The organism is Colwellia sp. 12G3, from assembly GCF_002836775.1.
Lineage (GTDB): Bacteria > Pseudomonadota > Gammaproteobacteria > Enterobacterales > Alteromonadaceae > Colwellia.
Map to the genome: position 1 here is coordinate 118,363 of NZ_PJAQ01000028.1, position 20,946 is coordinate 139,308.

At 38.3% G+C, this 20,946-nt stretch carries 18 protein-coding genes; 8 read left to right on the plus strand and 10 right to left on the minus strand.

Annotated elements, in window-relative coordinates:
• Positions 1 to 86: 86 nt before the first annotated feature.
• Positions 87 to 1,589, plus strand: coding sequence for a CoA-acylating methylmalonate-semialdehyde dehydrogenase (locus CXF71_RS08425; RefSeq protein WP_101232516.1), 1,503 nt, complete (start codon positions 87 to 89; stop codon positions 1,587 to 1,589).
• Positions 1,590 to 1,717: 128 nt separating this feature from the next.
• Positions 1,718 to 2,608 (plus strand): 3-hydroxyisobutyrate dehydrogenase, encoded by an 891-nt coding sequence (gene mmsB, locus CXF71_RS08430; protein ID WP_101232517.1) that lies wholly within the window; start codon positions 1,718 to 1,720, stop codon positions 2,606 to 2,608.
• Between the two features lie 269 nt (positions 2,609 to 2,877).
• Here mmsB and CXF71_RS08435 read toward each other — a convergent pair whose 3' ends face one another.
• A complete protein-coding gene (locus tag CXF71_RS08435) occupies positions 2,878 to 3,771 on the minus strand; it encodes a LysR substrate-binding domain-containing protein (RefSeq protein WP_101232518.1) in 894 nt (297 codons plus the stop codon).
• A gap of 119 nt (positions 3,772 to 3,890) precedes the next feature.
• Here CXF71_RS08435 and CXF71_RS08440 point away from each other — a divergent pair, with 119 nt between their 5' ends.
• A complete protein-coding gene (locus tag CXF71_RS08440) occupies positions 3,891 to 4,760 on the plus strand; it encodes a DMT family transporter (RefSeq protein ID WP_101232519.1) in 870 nt (289 codons plus the stop codon).
• Positions 4,761 to 5,472: 712 nt separating this feature from the next.
• Here the strand turns inward: CXF71_RS08440 and CXF71_RS08445 are convergent.
• Positions 5,473 to 6,735: a D-amino acid dehydrogenase gene (locus CXF71_RS08445; protein ID WP_101232520.1), complete on the minus strand. Its 1,263-nt coding sequence runs from the start codon at positions 6,733 to 6,735 to the stop codon at positions 5,473 to 5,475.
• 121 nt (positions 6,736 to 6,856) lie between these two features.
• Between CXF71_RS08445 and CXF71_RS08450 the strand changes: the two genes are divergently transcribed.
• From CXF71_RS08450 to CXF71_RS08455, 3 genes are all read left to right on the plus strand, one after another.
• Entirely contained in the window at positions 6,857 to 7,774 is a 918-nt protein-coding gene (locus CXF71_RS08450) for a LysR substrate-binding domain-containing protein (RefSeq protein WP_232771427.1), read from the plus strand.
• 53 nt (positions 7,775 to 7,827) lie between these two features.
• Entirely contained in the window at positions 7,828 to 7,950 is a 123-nt protein-coding gene (locus tag CXF71_RS21815; RefSeq protein ID WP_269800805.1) for a hypothetical protein, read from the plus strand.
• A 127-nt stretch (positions 7,951 to 8,077) separates the two neighbouring features.
• A complete protein-coding gene (locus CXF71_RS08455; protein ID WP_101232522.1) occupies positions 8,078 to 8,770 on the plus strand; it encodes a hypothetical protein in 693 nt (230 codons plus the stop codon).
• A 118-nt stretch (positions 8,771 to 8,888) separates the two neighbouring features.
• On the opposite strand, the gene CXF71_RS08460 is transcribed toward CXF71_RS08455, so the two are convergent.
• Complete coding sequence (locus tag CXF71_RS08460) at positions 8,889 to 10,076, minus strand: retropepsin-like aspartic protease (RefSeq protein WP_157826717.1); 1,188 nt, start codon at positions 10,074 to 10,076, stop codon at positions 8,889 to 8,891.
• Positions 10,077 to 10,473: 397 nt separating this feature from the next.
• Positions 10,474 to 10,878 (minus strand): hypothetical protein, encoded by a 405-nt coding sequence (locus CXF71_RS08465; protein ID WP_101232524.1) that lies wholly within the window; start codon positions 10,876 to 10,878, stop codon positions 10,474 to 10,476.
• Positions 10,879 to 10,996: 118 nt separating this feature from the next.
• Here CXF71_RS08465 and CXF71_RS21420 point away from each other — a divergent pair, with 118 nt between their 5' ends.
• The gene (locus tag CXF71_RS21420; RefSeq protein ID WP_157826718.1) at positions 10,997 to 11,173 is read left to right on the plus strand and encodes a hypothetical protein; all 177 of its coding nucleotides are present in this window, start codon (positions 10,997 to 10,999) and stop codon (positions 11,171 to 11,173) included.
• Positions 11,174 to 11,298: 125 nt separating this feature from the next.
• Positions 11,299 to 14,601 (plus strand): DEAD/DEAH box helicase, encoded by a 3,303-nt coding sequence (locus CXF71_RS08470; protein ID WP_101232525.1) that lies wholly within the window; start codon positions 11,299 to 11,301, stop codon positions 14,599 to 14,601.
• Positions 14,602 to 14,706: 105 nt separating this feature from the next.
• Here CXF71_RS08470 and CXF71_RS08475 read toward each other — a convergent pair whose 3' ends face one another.
• The 6 genes from CXF71_RS08475 to CXF71_RS08500 all read right to left on the minus strand — a co-directional run bounded on the left by CXF71_RS08475 (position 14,707) and on the right by CXF71_RS08500 (position 20,924).
• Positions 14,707 to 15,258, minus strand: a complete 552-nt coding sequence (locus CXF71_RS08475; protein WP_101232526.1) for an isochorismatase family protein — start codon at positions 15,256 to 15,258, stop codon at positions 14,707 to 14,709.
• Between the two features lie 36 nt (positions 15,259 to 15,294).
• A complete protein-coding gene (locus tag CXF71_RS08480; protein WP_101232527.1) occupies positions 15,295 to 15,792 on the minus strand; it encodes a PaaI family thioesterase in 498 nt (165 codons plus the stop codon).
• A 109-nt stretch (positions 15,793 to 15,901) separates the two neighbouring features.
• A complete protein-coding gene (locus CXF71_RS08485) occupies positions 15,902 to 17,152 on the minus strand; it encodes a phenylacetate--CoA ligase family protein (protein WP_101232528.1) in 1,251 nt (416 codons plus the stop codon).
• A 217-nt stretch (positions 17,153 to 17,369) separates the two neighbouring features.
• Complete coding sequence (locus tag CXF71_RS08490) at positions 17,370 to 18,191, minus strand: ABC transporter ATP-binding protein (RefSeq protein WP_101232529.1); 822 nt, start codon at positions 18,189 to 18,191, stop codon at positions 17,370 to 17,372.
• Between the two features lie 230 nt (positions 18,192 to 18,421).
• Positions 18,422 to 19,681: an ABC transporter substrate-binding protein gene (locus CXF71_RS08495; RefSeq protein WP_101232530.1), complete on the minus strand. Its 1,260-nt coding sequence runs from the start codon at positions 19,679 to 19,681 to the stop codon at positions 18,422 to 18,424.
• A 169-nt stretch (positions 19,682 to 19,850) separates the two neighbouring features.
• Positions 19,851 to 20,924, minus strand: coding sequence for a branched-chain amino acid ABC transporter permease (locus CXF71_RS08500; protein ID WP_101232531.1), 1,074 nt, complete (start codon positions 20,922 to 20,924; stop codon positions 19,851 to 19,853).
• Positions 20,925 to 20,946 lie beyond the last annotated feature (22 nt).

A 20,946-nucleotide genomic window follows, 5' to 3' on the forward strand; every position in this document is an offset into this window, starting at 1 on the left:
TATGTTTATTGTGACAAGTTAAAGAAAGACCTATCTTGCTAATAGAGTTTTTATATTTTCCATGTTTTTAATCAATAGAGGTTGCTATGAGTATTACTGAAGTTCCACTAATCATTAATGGTAAAAAAGTACGTTCACAAACTAAAGAGTGGTTGGATGTTTTAAACCCAGCTACACAAGAAGTAGTTGCTCGTGTACCTATCGCAACCCCAGAAGAAGTTGAATTAGCCGTGCAAAGTGCACAGACAGCATTCAAAACGTGGTCTAAAACATCGTTAACTAACCGCATGCGTATTATGGTGAACTTTGCTCACTTAGTGCGTGAAAATACGCAAGAATTAGCTGAACTAGTCACATTAGAGCACGGTAAAACCTTACCTGATGCTGAAGGCGAAGTAGGTAGAGCATTAGAAGCTATTGAAAATGCTTGTTCAGTAACGCGCTTACAATTAGGCGATATGGGTAATAATGTTGCGACAGGGGTAGACACTTATACTTTACATAAGCCACTTGGCGTAGGTTTAGGCATTACCGCTTTTAACTTCCCATTAATGCTTGCTGCTTTTATGTTTCCACCTGCCATTGCATGCGGTAATACCTTTGTACTTAAACCTTCAGAGCAAGCACCTTCTTCAACGGTACGCTTTGTTGAACTAGCTATTGAAGCGGGCTTACCTGCAGGCGTTATCAATGTTGTGCACGGCGGTCCTGATGCTGTTAATGCGTTAATCGAACATGAACATGTAAAAGCAGTATCATTTATTGGCTCTACTCATGTTGGTACGCATATATACAATCATGCGAGCAAACACGGAAAACGCGCACAATCGATGATGGGCGCTAAAAACCATATGGTTATCATGCCTGATGCCAACAAAGACAGAGCCATTAATGATTTATTAGGTTCAGCTTTTGGCGCGGCGGGTCAACGTTGTATGGCTAACCCGGTGACAATTTTAGTGGGTGAAGCTCGCAACTGGTTACCTGAAATAGTTGAACGCGCTAAATTAATGAAAGTAGGTCCTGGCTCTCAGCGTGATGCTGACTTAGGCCCGGTAGTATCGCCGCAAGCGAAAAAACGTATTATTAGCTTACTTGATAGTGGTGTTGCACAAGGCGCAACCATGCTAATTGATGGTAGAGATTGTCAGGTTGAAGGTTACCCAAATGGTAACTTTGTTGGACCAACATTATTTACCAATGTGACTACTGACATGGATATTTATACCCAAGAGATCTTCGGTCCAGCGTTATGTGTGTTAGAAACTGAAACATTAGAAGAAGCTATCGCCATCATCAATGCAAACCCTAATGGTAATGGTACTTCTTTATTCACCTCTTCAGGTTGGAATGCGCGCTTATTTGAAAACGAAGTTGATGTGGGCCAAGTAGGTATTAACGTGCCTATTCCTGTACCCGTTGCTTTCTTTAGTTTTACAGGCTCAAGAGCCTCTAAACTGGGTGATTTAGGACCAAATGGTAAACAAACCGTTAGTTTTTGGACGCATACCCGTTCTGTAACAACGCGTTGGTTTGAACCTGATCACCAAGATGGTCAGAATGTTCATACAACGATTAGTATGAAATAAGTTTTCTTTTATAGCCTCTATAATAAATTATTGCAGAGGCTATTTTTTATATAAATAGATATACCCGTTCCACTTAAATCATGCATCTTCAAGTGGAACGGGTATAAGTTCAAAAAAGGATCAACATCATGGCGAATATTGCTTTTATAGGTTTAGGTAACATGGGTGGCCCAATGGCCATCAATCTAGTTAAAGCCGGACATCAGGTTTGTGTATTTGATTTATCAGAGCAAGCTGTTGCTCATGTGGTAGAGCAAGGCGCAACAACTCAAGCACAAGCGAGTGATTGTGTTAAAGATGCTGAATTTATCATTTCAATGCTGCCTGCTGGCAAGCATGTAGAAGCCGTGTATTTAGCAGAAAATGGTTTAATCAATCATATCGCCAAAGGCGCGTTAGTGATTGACTCATCTACCATTGATTCACCAACCTCAATTAACGTCGGTGCGGCATTATTAGCACAAGGCATTAACTTTATTGATGCCCCTGTATCTGGTGGTGTTGGTGGCGCAGTAGCGGGTACTTTAAGCTTTATGGTTGGTGGTAGTGAAGCTGATTTTAATCAAGCAAAACCTATTCTAGATAATATGGGAAAAAATGTCTTTCATGCAGGTGACCATGGTGCCGGACAAGTAGCTAAAGCCTGTAATAACATGCTGTTATCGGTATTAATGCTAGCCACCTCTGAAGCATTACAATTAGGCATAAGTAATGGCTTAGATGCGTCGGTATTATCAAATATTATGAGTAAGAGTTCAGGCAGTAACTGGACCCTTGATGTATACAACCCCTGCCCTGGTGTGATGGAAAACGTACCATCATCTAATGATTATCAAGGTGGCTTTATGGTTGACTTGATGGCTAAAGATTTAGGCTTAGCCATGGATACCGCAGTGAAAAGTCACTCATCAACACCTATGGGTGCATTGGCGCGTAGTTTATATGCCATGCATGCTGCAAACGGTAATGGTGCTAAAGATTTCTCCAGTGCTTTTAACCTGTTTAATCAAGCAAAATAAAGTTTACTTCATTACCTCTTTTGGTAGTAAAACTGACAAGTAATACCAATTACATTAATTAAGTGACCTATTTTATACGTAGGAAAAAGTGATAAGTTCAAGGCATTTATTTAACTAACTAGTTGTTCTAATTATTAAATAAATAACGCAGTAATTATTACTTTTAACAAGTAGAAGTGATCACTTAGTTTGTGTGATTGGTATAATCCAAAGTAAAAATAAAAGGCCGATATATAATGTATCGGCTTTTTTATATATTTTGTTCTATTTTACTCTAAACATTGCTGTTTTAACCAACGGCCTAACTTAACAATATCCGTTTGTTTGGCACGTGACTTTTTATAGACAAAATAGAAATTATCACCGGTAGTAATTTCATGTAACGGAATACGAACAAAGTTTTGTTGTCGGTCTTGGTCTGACATCAAATAATGATTCATTAAAGTAATACCTTGGTCATAACGTGCTGCTTCAGCCGCTAATAACATATGGCTAAAATGATTCACCGTGACCTCTTTTGGTAATACATAACCACCGTGCTTGCACCATTGACGCCAATCTTCACCGAATTCTTCACCTGGAAATAAATTTTGTACTGACAATAAAGGATGCTGCCACAATGCTTCAGGCAAAGGTTTATCTTTTATTTGTTGCCATATTTTGTTGCCACAAACGGGATACAAACGCTCCGCATATAAAAATTCCACTACAAAATTACTTTGGGGCGGATTAACGGTAATAAAGCAATCTGCTACTTGATCGCTGCATTTAGGCTCATCTGCCATCATATTTAGTGATAATTCAATTTCAGGGTACTGTTGACGTAAATCCTCTAAACGGGGAATTAGCCACTTAACAGCAACTGAGCTATACAAAGCCAGACGTATTTTACCCGACTGCCCTTCCCTAATTAGCTGACTCGCATTAGCCACATTACTTAATGAATTACTGATCTCTTCAAAATAGCGTTCACCCACTTCGGTCAAAGCAAACGAGCGACCATGACGACTAAACATCGACTCACCTAAATACTCTTCCAATAACTTAACTTGATGGCTCACTGCACTTTGCGTGACATTAAGTTGATCCGCCGCTTTTGAAAAGCTGTTAAGTCTGGCAACCGCTTCAAAACATTGTAAAGCACGCAATGGTGGTAATTTCATTATTATCTCAGCTAATACTAAATGTATTTAAATCATTATACATAATACACAGTTTTACAATATGATCTCGTTCGTTAATTGTTAACCGTGAATCGTAATCTTTGAAAAGGAGCAGGACTATGCCAAAAATATCTGTCGGAAGCGCAATGATTTTACTTGTTATAGGTAACTTAATTGCTGTCTTTTCTGATGCGTTGATCAAAACATTATCGCAAGATGTGGCCATTTTTCAATTTGTGCTATTTCGCCAAATTAGCGCAGTCGCCATCTTATTACCGTTATGTTTTTTTGCCACTAAAGCACCATTATTACCCGGTTTAAAATGGCATATTCTGCGTGGTCATATTTGGTTACTTGGTGCAGTTTTTATGGTCTTTGCCATCAGTGCGATGCCATTAGCAACCGCAAACGCTATTTTTTATGCTGCACCTTTATTAATGCTGCCACTGGCGATGATGATATTCAAAGAGCAACTTTCAAATCAGGCAGTGATTGTCGCTATTTTAGGTTTTATTGGTGTCTTAGTGGTGATCAGACCCACTTATATTGATTGGGCGGCAATAGCTGCATTCATTGTGGCAATCACAATGGCTATTAATAATTTATTAATTAGAAAGTTACCTAAAAAACAAAACGTATTTCAAACATTATTGATGACAAATATAGTGGGGATCCCGGTGGCATTTTCATTGGCTATATGGGAAGGAAAAGCTTGGGACTTCGGCCCTATGATCACAGCAGCCGGTTCAAGCAGCTTTATTTTAATTTATGCGGGGATTTGTATTATTGCTTATCGCTCTGGTCAAGTCAGTAAAATTGCCAGCGCTGAATATAGTGGCTTGTTATGTGCCGTTGCTGTCGGTATTGTCTGGTTTGATGAAGTACCTGATTTAGCCATGTTACTAGGAACCGTACTCATCATTGCGCCACTTATTTGGTTAGCTAAAGTAGAAGCGAATAAAAAACGTATTGAAGCATCAATGACGTAATAAATAACCTGAACTCTGGATAAGCAGCACTTGCTCAACATTCCCTTTTATCCCATTCTCAGCGTTAAAACGTCGATAAATAGCCAGCTATTCATAAACGTTTTGCCTTGATAATAGAATAGAATGAAACATTGATAGTGGATATAGCAACCTAGACCTTGTTATGTCTTTGTTTTATAAGACAAATCAGTCTTTTTGATTAAATATCAAGCACTCATTATCCAGAGTTCAGGTTAAGTAATAGCATTTATGCATTACATTGATACCCAAGCGACATAAAGATGCTTGGGTATAACTAATTTAAGTTATTTAACCTGTACTCTATTTAAGAGATAGTTAGGCTGATGAGTTATATTCCCATTATCATTCAATATGCAGATTTCAGAGCGCTTGAGCAATTTCAATTCAAGGCGTGGTAATGAAATAAGGGGGATTTATGAGAATATGCGCCTACATTATATAATAACACCATCCATGTATCGCCGTTATAAATCACAGCAACGATCGAGTGATGCTGCTCAAGCGCTTCTTTGATTGGTAACGGGTATATACCCGTTCCACTTGAAGATGCATGATTCAGCTGGAATTATAAACGCCTTTAGGGAAGGCTGAGCAAATCATACTCGTCGTTACATTTGTTTTTAAGGGATGACCCTTAATAAAAAAATGTGCCTTGATTATGAATCGCTCAGACGTCCTGAAACGAGTATCTTCAAGTGGAATGGGTATACCTAAATGAATCTAAGCCACTCGCGTCAATATCAGGCACATTTCCCGAAACGATATCTGCTAAAAGTTTTGCCGAGCCACAAGCCATAGTCCAACCCAGTGTGCCATGTCCGGTATTAGTATATAAATTAGCTATCTTAGTTTTACCAATAATAGGCGTACCATCCGGCGTCATCGGACGTAATCCCGTCCAAAACTCAGCTTCTGCTAAGTTACCTGCTTTAGGAAATAAGTCCTGAACGACCATGGCGATAGTCGCTTTTCTTTTTTCAGGTAAATCTAAATTAAAACCGTTTAGTTCAGCCGTACCGGCTACCCGAATTCTATTATCAAAACGAGTGACGGCAACCTTGTAAGTTTCATCCATCACAGTAGAGACAGGCGAAAATTTTTCATCCGTCATTGGAATAGTTAGTGAGTACCCCTTTACAGGATAAACAGGTAAATTAATGCCTACTGGGTTTAATAAGTTCACAGAATAACAGCCCAGAGCCACAACATACGCATCCGCTTTCAGTTCACCAATAGAGGTATCTACCCCGGTAATGTTAGTCTTATCAAACAGTAATTTATTTACTTGAACATTGAATTTAAAATCAACACCTGCCTTTTTAGCCATTTCAGTAAGCTGCTGACAAAATTGGTAACAATCACCCGTTTCATCATCAGGTAAGTGCAGCCCCGCAACAAGCTTGTCTTTGACCAAGGCAAGGGCTGGTTCAGCCTTAACACACTCATCAACATTTAATAGATTAAATCGCACATCACTATCTGCTAATAACTTCATATCTTTTTGCACTGCTTCAACCTGTTTATGGTTACGAAAAACTTGTAGCGTTCCTCGCTGGCGACCTTGATATTTTATTGCATGGTTTTTAGATAAATCAGACAAGCATTCTCGACTGTAATTCGCTACGCGCAACATACGGTTTTTATTAACCTGATAGTGACTCTCATTACAGTTTTTCAACATATTCATCAGCCAAAGATAAAACATCGGTGAAGAACTCGGCTTTACAATAAGTGGTGAATGTTTCTGGGTTAACCATTTTAACGCTTTAATCGGAATACCTGGCGCAGCCCAAGGAGATGAATAACCGTAAGATAACTGGCCTGCATTGGCGAAACTAGTTTCTTCAGCGCTGAGGCTCTGGCGATCAACAACGGTTACCTGATGCCCAGCTTGCGCCAAATACCATGCAGATGTTAGCCCGACTACGCCAGCGCCTAAAACGATAACTTTCATACTAATCACTTAAATTTTGTTAAATACTAAAATAGTTAAATACTATGTGAAAAAAACATATCTTCTACAATCGATATTAATTAATATTAGTGTTTAGTATTTCTAAAGGCTATGAGTATTGATGAAATTAAAAGGTAACATAGCATCTGGCTTAGTGACGTTTGAAGTAGCGGCTGAATTAGGCAGTTTTACTCAGGCTGCCATTTATTTAAATATTACAACAGGTGCGATAAGTCAGCAGATAAACTTATTAGAAGAACAACTTTCAACAACCTTGTTTGAAAGGCACTCTCGAGGCGTTCGATTAACTCAACCTGGCCTAGCATTATATAATGTAGTAAAAAGTAGCCTCGAAGATATAAGTAAAGTAATTGAAGCGTTACATCAAGAAGAAAATTTTGATGGTGAGGTCAGGTTAAAACTTACCCCTTCTTTTGCATTCAAATGGTTAGTACCTCGACTTAAGAAATTCTACAGCCTTTATCCAAACATTAGCATTCAAACATTTGCTGAAGGCGCATTAGTAGACCATCAAAGTAATAATTTTGACCTAGCCATTGATTACAGTCAATCAGCTAACTTTCAGCAAAAAAGTGACTTATTTCTCCCTGAAAAATTGATTCCGGTAATGAGCCCTGAATATTTTAAAGCGTTTAACTGGCAAGATACATCCGACGAAAATCAACAAGCGGTTTGGAAGTCGGTCACCTTATTACATGATGCTCAGCCATGGCATGGCGCAACAAAAAATACCGAGTGGCAATATTGGTTTAAACATATGGGCATTGCAGCAGACAGTCATCAAGGGCATTATTTTAATCGAACTGATATGGCTATGGCGGCAGCAGAGGCAGGATTAGGCATAGCGATGGCTCGATATGCCCTAGTAGAAGAAGATTTTAAACAGGGAAAGTTGATTTCGCCATTTAAACCTATAGCAGCAAATGCTGGTTATTATCTTATCCAACATCATTCTTCTTTAGCCATTAACTGCTTTAAACAATGGTTATTAGATGAAAAAGCAAATTATATTAAGTAATCAGAACTCAAGTTAACTAAAAAATACCCGTGAATAGTAGAAGAGACTAAACAATGAATGAAACTAAAACAGTCACTAAAACGGTAGCCAAAAATATTGCAGCGATTGGTGTTTCAGGCTCAGCCATTGAAAATGATCTTGCTGAAGCACAAGCGGCGATAGCAGAAGTCGAATAGCTATTTATAATAAACGAATCGAGTTACCACCTATCCAACAATCACAAACCCCTCCCTTTCCGACACACTATCTTTACTATCGTGTTGGCTTGAGCTATGGTTTGAGCGTTTTTAAAAGGGAATAAAAATGATATTAGAAGCTGCTAACAAATACTACGTTGATTTGCTCAGCGATATACTCGCGATTAAACATTATATCAAAAACAACTTAGGCGTATTTATTACAATACTTTACCTGATAGGTAATTTTTCGGGTGTTATTTATTTAGCGACTTTACTCAATAATTTTTCAGTAGATGTATTTCAGCATATTGAGCTTAACGATTTTTTATTTGCTTTAATATCAAACCCAGCAATTGTTCTTGGATATACTGTTGTTATCATTTTTACTGTTATTGCCTCTCGTTTCGAACTTAGTCGAATACCCGATCCTAAAAAGCCTACGCTTTTAAAGAAAATTTATTACGGTATTGGTTATCCTCTCTATTTGGTAAAGCCAACTTATGCTCTGGCTGCGATGCTGTTATTACCTTTATGTGCTTATCCATACTTGACGGCTAACGCGTATAGCGAAAAAATCAAGGGTAAAAGTACACAAAGTTACTCCCTCTCGTTAAATGATCCTATTCAAAAAAATCAAACGAATCTCCTAGCAGAAGTGCAAGTAATCACCTCAACTGCCCGAAACTTGTTCATCTACGATAATAAGAAAAACAAATTGCTGATTATTCCACAGAATAATATTGCAGCACTGGTTCCTCTGATCAAAGCAGACATTGCAGTGGAAGTTAAGCCCGCTGAAGAGGTAATAAAGAAGTGATAAAGAAAAGAATATTTATATAACAGCAATAACTTTGGTAAATATCTCTACCCTTTACGTCCTCAGTTTTTGCTGTATTAACAATAGTAACGCAGAGCTACCTGCGTTAGTTAGCAGTCTATTTGTTTTTTAAAATTAATAGACTGTTATTTTGGTCAATATGAAAGTCAAAAGCGCTTAAAAAATTCATGCCTAATAAACCATCATTGCCTTCAGTAACATAAGAAGGACTTACCGCAAAAACAAAATCGTTAACGATATAACCTTGTATAGCAAATTCGGCCACTTGGTAGATACTGGCGGTTACTGTGCCACCGGCCGTATTTAGGTTTATGTTTTTAATATAGGTAACTTCTGAATACTGGCTTAATGCTTCAAATGCCGGTTCAGATAACAAGGAAATACTGGCTCCGGTATCTAACATTAGCGACACCTTAAACGTATCGTTCATGAGTGCCTGCACAATAAAATGTTCACCTTGACGACTTAACGGAATGCTTTGTGGTTTTCTTAACGCGGCTTCAATTTCGGCTAATAGCGCTAGTGCCTTTATTTTATAATTAGGCTCACTTAACAACGGCTCAATCGCATTACGTGCATACTCAAATTCGCCTAATTCAAATTGTGCGCGAACAAAAAGCCATTGTAAGTTAAGGCTTTGGGGATCAAATATAATAACTTCTTCAACTAAATCTCTTAGTTCTAACCATAAATTAGTGCTTATTAACACATCCGCGTGTTGTTGAACACGAGCCCTAGCATAGTTAATAGCATTACGATTACTAACTTCATTATATACATGGTATTGCACTTCATAGGCATATTTAATAGCTAATAAAGGCAATTGCTGCTGCCAATATAAGTCAACTTGCAGATAAAGAAAATCGCCATCATCCGGCTCGAATGCTAAATATGCACTGATCGAGTCTTCAGCATGGGTAAATGATTTTTGCTGAATTAATGCCTCTGTTGCCTGTAACCAAAAGAGTCTTACTTCGGGTAATTCAGCTTCATGGTCATTCGCTAGTGTATTAATTAAAAAACGCGCATTAAAATAGTCTTTAGCATCAATCGATTGTTTAATTTTATTCGCGACTTGTTGAGAGCGTTTACGGCTATCAATATCATTAACGTTTTCAATACTTTTAATTTTATCTTTTTTCATCTGTGCGTCACGTTGCTGTGGATGCACACGAACTTCTTGCTGAAATTTATTCTCAATAGTGAGCACATTTAATTGCATAAACAAATATACATTAAGCGTTACAGAACCGATCAAACCAAAAAATAAAGCTGTACGCCACATAATCATTCCAAAAATACTGATATACCCGTTCCACTTGAAGATACATGATTCAGCTGGAATTATAAACGCCTTTAGGCAAGGCATTGATTGAAGATAATAGTTATTCTATTGTCGAAATCAATAACGCAGCATAAAGCGTTTATAAACCAGCCCTGTGGGGAAGGCTAAGCAAATCATACTCATCGTTACATTTGTTTTTAAGGGAATGACCCTTAATAAAAAAATGTGCCTTGATTATGAATCGCTCAGACTTCCTGAAACGAGCATCTTCAAGTGGAATGGGTATAAACGTTAATAGAAGAAATAGCTTCAATGTAATTGAAGTCTACACATTAGTAATAATTAATCCCGACAATAACAGTAGGCGCTTTAGTTATTTTGCCCATAAAGCACGGCATTATTGTTGGTGTATCAAACCGGTATCGTCTCTTTCAAAACCATGACATACATAACCACTTACTTTGCGTTTTTTCTTGGACACTTGATGAAAATGCTCATAGCCCACTGAAAATGCAAATGGGTTTGCATTGTAGTCGGCATACGACTGATCGCTGCCGTTATTAGCTTCTCTAGCGCCAGCAGCAAAAGAGCTTAAAAAATCATCTCTATTGTTGAGCAAAATGGTTATTGACCCCTCCCCTCCCTCAACAAGTTCTAACGCACCTAAATCAATATACTTATCAACGACAGCATTATTGAAAAAGCCACTGTACTGCTCAGTTTCAACATCATAGGTAACGGGAGAGTCATCTGATGCTTCCATTAATGAGACAAATAGCTCTCTTACTTTTTTTGAAATCACACACTGTTCCTTGCTTAGCCCATCTTAGGGATATGCTTTTATCGATTTATCTATTTTATGATTTTACGTTTAATTTAAAAAATTAACTAGATCACCTATTGTTAATATACGTAGATGAGTGACTTTTTGTGCAGCAGAAAACACCTGTGACTGTTATGGTAAGTCATTACATCTAATGGCTGAATCGGATTATGTTCATGCTAAAGTGAAAGTCATTGATCGCGTTCGATTTAAATACTGTTACCGTACTTATGAAAAAGAAGCCGTTATGGTACTATTCGGCTATAAAGAATGATGGCGGTAAAGCCTGATGGTCTATTTCATTCTATTAAGAAGAGATAACGACCTAACTTATCAGCTTAGCTATCTATCAACCGATCAACGTATTAACTTATATGTATTATTAATAATTAAAAACTTATGGCAAAAAACATTTTTACACCTGAATTACTTGAACAGCATTTTACCAAAAATGAATGGAAAAAAGGAGCGAGACTTTTTCAGGCTAGTGGTATTAAAAGCTGTGCCCTTGATGGTGAAACAATTCGTGGTGTCGTTTTTAGTGAGCGATCTAACCAGTCGACTTACTTAACACGTATAGTCTTTGATGGTAAATTTAGTGATATTGCCAGTTATTGTGATTGTTATGTCGGTCGAGATTGTAAGCATGGTGCGGCATTAGCGCACTGTTATATTCATGAACACTTTGACCGAAGCAGTATTGCCTCCGCTGAAAAAATGGTTAATAAATGGCTTAGTAATTTTCAAGCTCAGCCAAGTAGATACCCACCTAATACTCAACAAAAATCGTTATTGTACTTTTTAAAGCCTAATATTTATAACGAAGACGATTATTTTACCTTAGATATTAAATCAGCTAAACCAACAAATAGTGGCGGTTGGAGTAATTCACTTGGCAGTGAATTTTCTGCGAATACATTAATTAATAGTGCCTACGCGAATAACGACGATGTTGCTGTGCTTACCGAGCTTATGCGTACTAATCAGTTTGGCGAGACTATTAAGTATTTTGATTTATTTGAGCGAATAATAAAAACGAATCGCTGCTTTTGGCATAAAAATTACGACTTAAACGCCCCTATTACCTTAAGTGAGCCATTAGAAGCAAAATGGGAGTGGTTGGCGCTGGGTAACAATTTACATACGTTACAGCTTATTTTGAAAGAACCCTCAAAAAGCATTCTCATTATTAAAGCACAGCCACTTTGTTTTTATGATGAAGAAAAAAACTGCTTTGGCAATATTAATACCAATACCCAAAGTGATTTCGAAGCAGGGTTACTCAACTCACCTATTTTCGAAGAAGATTCATTACCTTGGGTAATGAATAAGCTGTCAATGTCGTTAGGTGATGCGGTGAAGCGTTTACCTAAACCAAAAACTAAATTCTCACAAGAGTTAACCGAGCCTGACGTGTATTTACACTTTTCTACGCCGGTGAAATCTAATCGACAGACGGGTTATGTACAGGTTGATTTTTCCTATCACGGTTGTTTAGTTAATCCGCATAATGAGAGTGTTACCGTTACGCCACCAAACCTAAGTTCAAGCGAGATAAAGCTGTATCGTGATTTAGCCTTTGAACAAACAGTTATCGATAAACTAACCACGTTAAAGTTTATCGCTCAGCCTAAGCCAAAGCGATACACATATACAACTCTGGATGATTTGGACAGAGATAAAACCCCTGACTTTTCAATGTTGATGCAAGGCAGTTTCCTTTGGCAGCGTTTTTTACATCAAGAAGTACAATCACTTAAGGATCTAGGCTGGAATATTAGCTTTGCTGATGATTTTTATTATAAAGCGCTCGCCACCGATAGCGTATTTGATGCCGAAGTCATTGAAACTGATGACCACGATTTTTTCTCATTAGGGTTAAACTTAACCATTGATGGCAGAAAAATGCCTGCGTTCCCTATTTTACTTAGTGCTATTGAACAACTGCCTAGATCGGCATTGATTGACCGAGATAAAGAACAACTTATTGCGCCTGATTCGCCTATTTATGTTGACCTAGACAATGGTGATTTTGTTGCCTTGCGTTATAAAAGTGTACAGCCAATATTAAAGCAGTTTATTGAACTCTTTATGCCTAATGCCTTAAGCAAAGATGGCACTATGGAGTTATCGCGTTTTCAAGGTCATCAAACGTTATCCATGTTAGACGATCAAGGCATGATAGCAAAAGGCACCAGTAAGTTAAGAGTGTTGGCTGATAAACTGAAAGACTTTCAGGAAGTCACCACAGTGCCGGTACCGGAAGGTTTAAACGCGACGTTAAGAACGTATCAGCATCAAGGGTTAAATTGGTTACAGTTTTTACGAGAGTACCAATTAAACGGTATTTTGGCTGATGATATGGGTTTAGGTAAAACCATTCAAACCTTGGCGCATTTACTCATTGAAAAACAGCAAGGTCGACTAACTAAGCCGGTATTAATTGTTGCGCCTACCAGTGTTATTTTTAACTGGGCTAATGAAATTGATAAATTTACCCCACAACTTTCTTATCAAGTATTGCACGGTAGTAAACGTAAAGATCACTTCGCTTGTCTTGAGAACCCTGAAGAGCTTGAAACTAAAGTTGATATCATCATTACCAGTTATGCCTTAATTACTAAAGATTTAGAGCATTATACTGAGCAAAAATATTATTATCTTATTCTTGATGAAGCGCACTACATAAAAAACACCAAAACTAAATTATACCAAGCATTTTTGTCACTTAAAGCGCAGCATAAACTGTGTTTAACGGGTACGCCGATGGAAAACCATTTAGGCGAATTCTGGGCGCAATTTAACTTTTTACTGCCTGGTTTTTTAGGTGGTCAAAGACAATTTACTAAGCTATTTAGAACGCCAATAGAAAAGCATGGTGAACTAGAGCGTAAACAGTTATTAAACCAGCGTATTAAACCGTTTATTTTACGCCGAACCAAAGATAAAATTGCCACTGAGCTACCGCCTAAAACAGAAATAATTCAAAAGTTGCGTATTGAAGGTAAACAAGCGGAGCTTTATGAATCGGTTCGTTTAGCGATGGATAGTCGCTTAAAAGACATTATCGCTGATAAAGGTTTAAAGCGTAGTCAGATAGAAGTTTTGGATGCGTTATTAAAACTACGACAGGTATGTAATCACCCTAAGTTATTAAAACTTGAAGGCGCTAAAAGAGTAAATCAATCAGCTAAGCTTGATTATTTAATGGAAACTTTGCCTGAACAAATTGACGAAGGTCGTAAAATATTAATCTTTTCACAGTTTACCAGTATGCTTTCGTTGATTGAGGCCGAATTGATTGAAGCCGGAATTGGTTATGTTAAATTAACGGGCTCAACCACTAAGAGGCAAGAGGTCGTTGACAAGTTTCAAAGCGGTGAAGTCCCGGTATTTTTAATTAGCTTACGCGCAGGTGGCGTAGGCTTAAACTTAACTGCCGCCGATACGGTTATTCATTTTGATCCTTGGTGGAATCCAGCGGTAGAAAACCAAGCGACGGATAGAGCGTATCGTATTGGCCAAGATAAACCGGTGTTTGTTTACAAATTGATTATTGAAAATTCGATAGAAGAGAAAATTCAAAAAATTCAACAAAACAAAGCTGAGCTCGCCAAAGCGTTATTATCTGAAGAAGTAAGTGATAATAAACTGAGTTTAACTGATGATATTCTAGGCTCGCTGCTGTCACCACTAAGCTAGTATTACCAGATTCATGACACTAAAAAAAGGCCGATACATAATGTATCGGCCTTTTTGTTTATATTAAGACGAAACTTAATCAAGTACATTTCACTACTCAGATCACTACTTAATTAGGGTAAGAATCTCTTTAAATTCTTTTGCTCGGCAGTCTTTTACCAGTTCAAATAAACACATTTCTAATCCCGTTAGCTCTATGCCATTGTTATGCAGTTTTTGTATGGCTAACTCTTTATTTACCAGCGTACGTGACGAGACACAGTCAGTCACCAATTGCACCTTGAAGCCCATTGTTTTTAGGCTTAACGCTGTTTGATAAACACAGATATGTGCTTCAATACCGCAAATAAGCCAAGTATCTATATTAGCGGCTTTAACTGCTGTTATAAATTGAGTTTCTTCACAGGCATCAAAGGTATATTTTATAATAGGCTCTTGATGACTAAGCGGTAAACTCAGTAAGGAGCTAAGCTCTTCAACCGTTGGGCCAATTTTGTCTGGGTTTTGTTCAAGCCATAATATGGGTAAATCCAGTGTTTGTGCACCTTTGATGAGCTTTTCACATTTTGCTACTAAGGCATCACTATCATGCACTAAACGAGTTAGTTGCCCTTGTATGTCAACGACAATCAGGCCAGTATTTTCTTTTTTTAACATACAATGTCTCCTTATAAACCGCTAACCAGTGATTGACTACTTAGAAGGCAACATGCTGTCGGGCATCAATACAGCGATAACTTGCCCTTTTGAGCAGATAACATTATTAGCCGATAAGGTAATATCAACGATAATCTTACGATCTTTGACTTGGCTAAAATGACCAATTAATTCTAATTCAACACCCTGAGGTGTCGGCGCTAAGTAACTAATATTCAACGCAGCCGTTACAAATCGTAATGCAGGTAAACTGCCCATTTCGCGTTTTTGTGCGAGATAAGCCATGGCTGAGGCACTGCCCGTGCCATGACAATCAATTAACGCTGCGGTCATGCCGCCATAAACAAAACCCGGAATAGCCGTGTAAATATCAGCAGGGGTAAAGTGTGCAATAGTAGTGCTGGCTAACAAATCATGCTCATCAATATGCTGCCAGTAACTTTTTAACTGGTGCCCGTCATTATTATTTTTACCACAACCATAACAATGGCTTAGTTCTTCAGGGTAACAGTCTTGAAAAGCGTGCTTGTTCATAAAAACCTTATTTATGCTGCTACTTTAGGATAACTTCAAATTATAGAATAATGCATAGCATAATTGATTAAGTAATTGATTAAGTAATTGATTAAGTAATTGAGCTAGCTTAGCCAATTGCTCGTAAGTCATCAATCACTTTACCATCATCTGCTAAAGTGCCTACGGTGACCAATTCAACCGTACCATTAAGCTTGGTGATTTTCTTCAAGCTTATGCTAACGCTATCAATTAAACCTTTCGTATCTGCATCAGAATATTCGACGGTATCTAACTCACATTGTAAATGCATTTGGTCATTGTAATTAACTTGGGTCACTGACAAACGCATTTTAGCAATGTGTGGATAATCTTTTCGTACTTGTTCTATTTGCTCTGCATGCACGAACATACCTTTAACTTTGGTCGTTTGATCAGCACGTCCCATCCAACCTTTTATACACATATTTGTTCTACCACAGGCACTCACCCCTGGTTTCACCGCTGACAAATCTCCCGTAGCAAAACGAATAAGTGGATAGTCAGCATTAAAACTTGTTACAACAACCTCACCTATTTCTCCATCGCTAACAGGCTCTAATGTGCCTGGACGAACAATTTCTACTAGTAAATCTTCCGCAATAATAAGACCTTTACCTGCAGTAGATTCAAAAGCTATAAGACCAACATCTGCACTTGCATAGGCTTGAAGTGTATCGATACCAGCGGCGTTAAATTCAGACCTCAACGTTTCAGGTAGCGCTTCTCCGGTTACTAACGCTTTACTTATACTTGAAATGTTACGGTGATTCTCACTCGCTTTATCAAGTAATATTTTCAAGAATGAGGGGGTACCACAATAGCCTTGTGGATTTAAATTCTCAATAACATCAAGCTGCTGTTCAGTTTGCCCTGGCCCTGCAGGAATAACCACACAACCACACGCTCTAGCGCCTGAATCTAGAATAAAACCGCCTGGTGTTAAATGATATGACAAACAATTTTGTACGACATCACCGGTTCTAAATCCAGCAGCATAAAATGCTTGCCCCATACGCCACCAATCATCTGTGGTATTTTCGGGATCATAAATAGGTCCTGGAGATTGAAAGATTCTACCTATGTTAGCCGTTTTAGCATTTAAGCCACCTAACGGAGCGTTTTTGCTTTGTAACTGCATCAAATCAGATTTACGGGTAATGGGAAGTTGCGCTAACATTTCACGACTCGTAATTTTATCAGCATCAATATGCTCGAACGTCTTACTATAATGCAGACATTCTTGCTTAGCGTAGCTGATAAAGTCAGGTAAACGCGCTAATAGAGATTGCTCACGTAACGTCGAATTTTGACTCTCTTTTTCGTAAAAATATTGTTTCATGATGACTCGATTATTTAGAAATATGATAATTTATAAATATGAAAACGTTAACTTTTCATTTGCTTTTTTATATCGTTTTGCTTTTACTCATTCACGTACTTTCAGAAAGCAGTCAGTTCGTTCGATTTTTAGGAGATAGCGCGGAGCTTACGGTAGTAAGTGAGCACTTTCGACAACAAAATCGAGTGAAATGGCAATAGTCTGGAACGTAGGGGACTTATAGCCAACGCTTACGTCTTTTATACGATTTTAGGTTTTTAAAGCTTTTACGCTCTTCGTTGCCGCCACCTAAATAAAACTCTTTTACATCTTCATTGTTAAGTAATTGCTCTTGTGTGCCATCAAGTACAATTTTTCCCGACTCCATAATATAACCATAGTCTGCCGCTTTAATGGCATAGTTAGCATTTTGCTCAACTAGCAGCATGGTAATACCTTGGTCTTGATTGATTTTTTTAATAATACCGAAGACTTCTTTGACTAATAAAGGTGATAAGCCCATTGACGGTTCATCTAAACAAATCATTTTTGGACGAGCCATTAATGCTCTGCCTATGGCCAACATTTGCTGCTCACCACCAGATAAATAACCCGCTAAACCGGTACGTTCTTTTAAACGTGGAAAATAGTTAAACACCATTTCGAGGTCTTGATTGATATAAGCATCATTACGCGTGTAAGCCCCTAGTTTTAAGTTTTCTATTGACGTCATGTCTTCGATAATACGACGACCTTCCATCACTTGGATCAGACCACTGCGGACAACGTCTTCACCATTTTTCTTATCGATGCGTTCGCCCATAAAGGTAATGTCACCTTTAGTAACCTCGCCATATTCACTTCGCAATAAGCCTGAAATTGCTTTTAGTGTCGTTGATTTACCTGCGCCATTAGGCCCAAGTAGTGTGACAACCTCTCCTTCTGGCACGTCTAATGTTACGCCGCGAAGTACCTGAATAACTTCGTCATAAACCACTTCAATGTTGTTAACCGATAATATCGGTGAAGCCGTTTGAATTTTTACCGCCGCCTGTGACATAAATACTCCGTAGAAAAGATAACTACCCATCTGATTGTAAGCTGAATAGTTATTCGTTAATAAAAACATACTTGCTTAACTTATGTTTACTCAAATAAATTAGGCATGATCCTCTAAATATTTGGTGCTGTAGTGAAGCCGTCAAGTTGCGAGCCACCTGAACTTAGTACACTAAGTGATTGTGGCGAGCAACGAAGACAATAAAACTACAGTGCCAAATATGACGAGGACTAGTAACCTAACCAATCATCACGACGCTTAAGGGTAACTTCCGACACCTTTTCAATTTGAATATCACCGCCGTTGTAGTTACCTTTATAGATATTTACTTGGTTAATACCACGGTGATCTTCATTGCTCCAATTAGCGGCTAAGCACACGCCATCAAGACCTTCAGGTACCCAGTTTTTCTTAACGTACATACCTTTTTTAACATTTTCACCGGTGATACCACCGTTGTCTTTAGCCCATTCCATCGCTTCTTTCATGAAGTAGGTTGAACATACGCCACGCATGTAATGATGAACGCGCTCTTCTTTTCCAGACTCATCTGACATTTTTGAAATTTCATGTACCAACTTCATACCAGGTACGTCGTCATTCCAAAACGGTGTCATAGTTGGGAAGATGTAATTCTTGATGCCCTCACCTGCCGCTTTAAATACGTTTTTATCACCACCCCAGATATTTGACATAAACTGAATATCAACACCTACGGTATTACACGATTTAACTAACGACAGTACTGAGCCACCTAAGTTACCGATATAGCCATAGTTTGAACCCGAGCTTTTAATGCTCAAACATTGCGCTTTAAAATCACCGGGTTTCATTGAAATAACTACGGGTGGTAAAACGTTAAAACCAAGCTCTTGTGCATACTCCGCACAAGCTGCTTTTGGCGCATTAGGGAAAGGATGGTTTGCACCTATATGCGTGAACTTGGGTTGTCCTTGGCTGCCTTTGCTTTTCCAATCATCTGCAGCCCATTGCACTAGACCACGACAAGCATCTGAATAAGACGCACCATAAAAGAAGTTGTAAGGTGCCGGCTTTTTAGTGTGTGGGTTTTTACCTGTTGGATCGGTTAAATGGCCAGAATACGAGGCAGAAAAAACCGGTGTTTGATCACGGGCAACAAACGAGATTAATGCTTCAGTATCCGCGGTTCCCCAACCTTGCATAGCAACCATGTTATTACGTGACTTCCATTTTTTATAAGCGGCAATGGCTTGCGGCACTTTATAAGCATAATCAATGGTTTCAGATTCAAGCTTAGTGCCATTAATACCACCATGAGCATTGATATAAGCCAGTGAATCACGAACACCATTAGCATAGTTTTTACCAACAAAAGCGGTAGGGCCTGACATGTCGGCTAAGTGACCAACAAAAACAGAATCTTCTGCTTGAACTTGGCTAGTAAAACTTAAAGCGATACACGTAGTAATTGAACTTAGTAATAATTTTTTACTTTTAATGTTATTCATTTGCACATTCCTCAACTTTTTATTTAGTACCCATTTATATAAAGGACTGTTTATATAAATAATTGGGTCAGCAGTATTATTTTTATGTTTATTCGTGCTCTTCTGCAGTTATTTTTCAGGTAACTGCGTTTTATTCACCATTCATTTTTCAGTGCTTAAACAAAATTACCTAGTAAGCAAATGGATAGAATTTCCAATAATTTTTTATTTGTGCCCAACGATGCGCCAACCCTTCTGGCTCAAAAATTAAGAAACCGATAATTACTAAGCCAATAGCCATTTCTTTGATGTACGCTAAACCATCAACAACCATGGGAATATTGCCCCAATCAGTCATCTTCATTACGCCAACGCCGCTTTCTAATACTTCAGGTAAAAACACCATAAAGATGACTCCCATCAAGGTACCTTTTATCGAACCTAAGCCGCCGATAATGATCATGGCTAAGAATTGAATAGACATCATGATAGTGAAGCCTTCTGCTGATACATAACCTAAATAATGCGCATATAACGCACCACCAATGCCGGCATAAAAAGAAGATATTCCAAAAGAAAGTAGACGATATTTATTTAACTTTACGCCCATAATTTCAGCAGATAAGTAATGGTCACGTACGGCAACAAAAGCACGCCCGTCACGGCTTCTCATTAAATTACAGCCCCAAATAAACATAAAGACGAGTGAAAATAGCGCAACATAATAAAAGCTTTGGTCGGTATCAAAAGCAAAACCAAATAAGCTTACCGGCTCAGCCATTGAACCCGATGAACCACCTGAGAACCAATCTGCCCGAGCAAAGAAATCTTCTATGATAAATTGCGATGCCAACGTCGCTATTGCTAAATATAAGCCTTTAATTCGAGCCGCTGGCGCACCAAACATCATGCCAACGCCCATGGTTAAGAAACCAGCTAAAGGTATACATAAAAATACCGGAATATTAAAACTTGTGTTTAGCCAGGCAGAGGCAAAGGCGCCAAAACCAAAGAATGCACCATGGCCTAAGGATATTTGCCCGGTGTAGCCCACTAAAATATTCAACCCTAAGGCGGCAATGCCCAAATAGGATATTTGTATTAATAAGGTAATAAAGTATCCATCAACCACTAACGGTGCAAAGCACAATGCGATGATGGTAAAAATAGTCACCCAACGGATGGTTTTGGTTTCAAAAATTGTATTATCTTGTTTGTAGCTAGTACGGAAATCTCCGCACGGGCGCATGGTTAAACTAGACATATATCACTCCTATAAAATTGTT

Coding starts and splice junctions, on each gene's coding strand:
- CXF71_RS08425 (WP_101232516.1), top strand. CDS start 87: ATGAGTATTACTGAAGTTCCACTAATCATTAATGGTAAAAAAGTACGT.
- mmsB (WP_101232517.1), top strand. CDS start 1,718: ATGGCGAATATTGCTTTTATAGGTTTAGGTAACATGGGTGGCCCAATG.
- CXF71_RS08435 (WP_101232518.1), bottom strand. CDS start 3,771: ATGAAATTACCACCATTGCGTGCTTTACAATGTTTTGAAGCGGTTGCC.
- CXF71_RS08440 (WP_101232519.1), top strand. CDS start 3,891: ATGCCAAAAATATCTGTCGGAAGCGCAATGATTTTACTTGTTATAGGT.
- CXF71_RS08445 (WP_101232520.1), bottom strand. CDS start 6,735: ATGAAAGTTATCGTTTTAGGCGCTGGCGTAGTCGGGCTAACATCTGCA.
- CXF71_RS08450 (WP_232771427.1), top strand. CDS start 6,857: ATGAAATTAAAAGGTAACATAGCATCTGGCTTAGTGACGTTTGAAGTA.
- CXF71_RS21815 (WP_269800805.1), top strand. CDS start 7,828: ATGAATGAAACTAAAACAGTCACTAAAACGGTAGCCAAAAATATTGCA.
- CXF71_RS08455 (WP_101232522.1), top strand. CDS start 8,078: ATGATATTAGAAGCTGCTAACAAATACTACGTTGATTTGCTCAGCGAT.
- CXF71_RS08460 (WP_157826717.1), bottom strand. CDS start 10,076: ATGTGGCGTACAGCTTTATTTTTTGGTTTGATCGGTTCTGTAACGCTT.
- CXF71_RS08470 (WP_101232525.1), top strand. CDS start 11,299: ATGGCAAAAAACATTTTTACACCTGAATTACTTGAACAGCATTTTACC.
- CXF71_RS08475 (WP_101232526.1), bottom strand. CDS start 15,258: ATGTTAAAAAAAGAAAATACTGGCCTGATTGTCGTTGACATACAAGGG.
- CXF71_RS08480 (WP_101232527.1), bottom strand. CDS start 15,792: ATGAACAAGCACGCTTTTCAAGACTGTTACCCTGAAGAACTAAGCCAT.
- CXF71_RS08485 (WP_101232528.1), bottom strand. CDS start 17,152: ATGAAACAATATTTTTACGAAAAAGAGAGTCAAAATTCGACGTTACGT.
- CXF71_RS08490 (WP_101232529.1), bottom strand. CDS start 18,191: ATGTCACAGGCGGCGGTAAAAATTCAAACGGCTTCACCGATATTATCG.
- CXF71_RS08495 (WP_101232530.1), bottom strand. CDS start 19,681: ATGAATAACATTAAAAGTAAAAAATTATTACTAAGTTCAATTACTACG.
- CXF71_RS08500 (WP_101232531.1), bottom strand. CDS start 20,924: ATGTCTAGTTTAACCATGCGCCCGTGCGGAGATTTCCGTACTAGCTAC.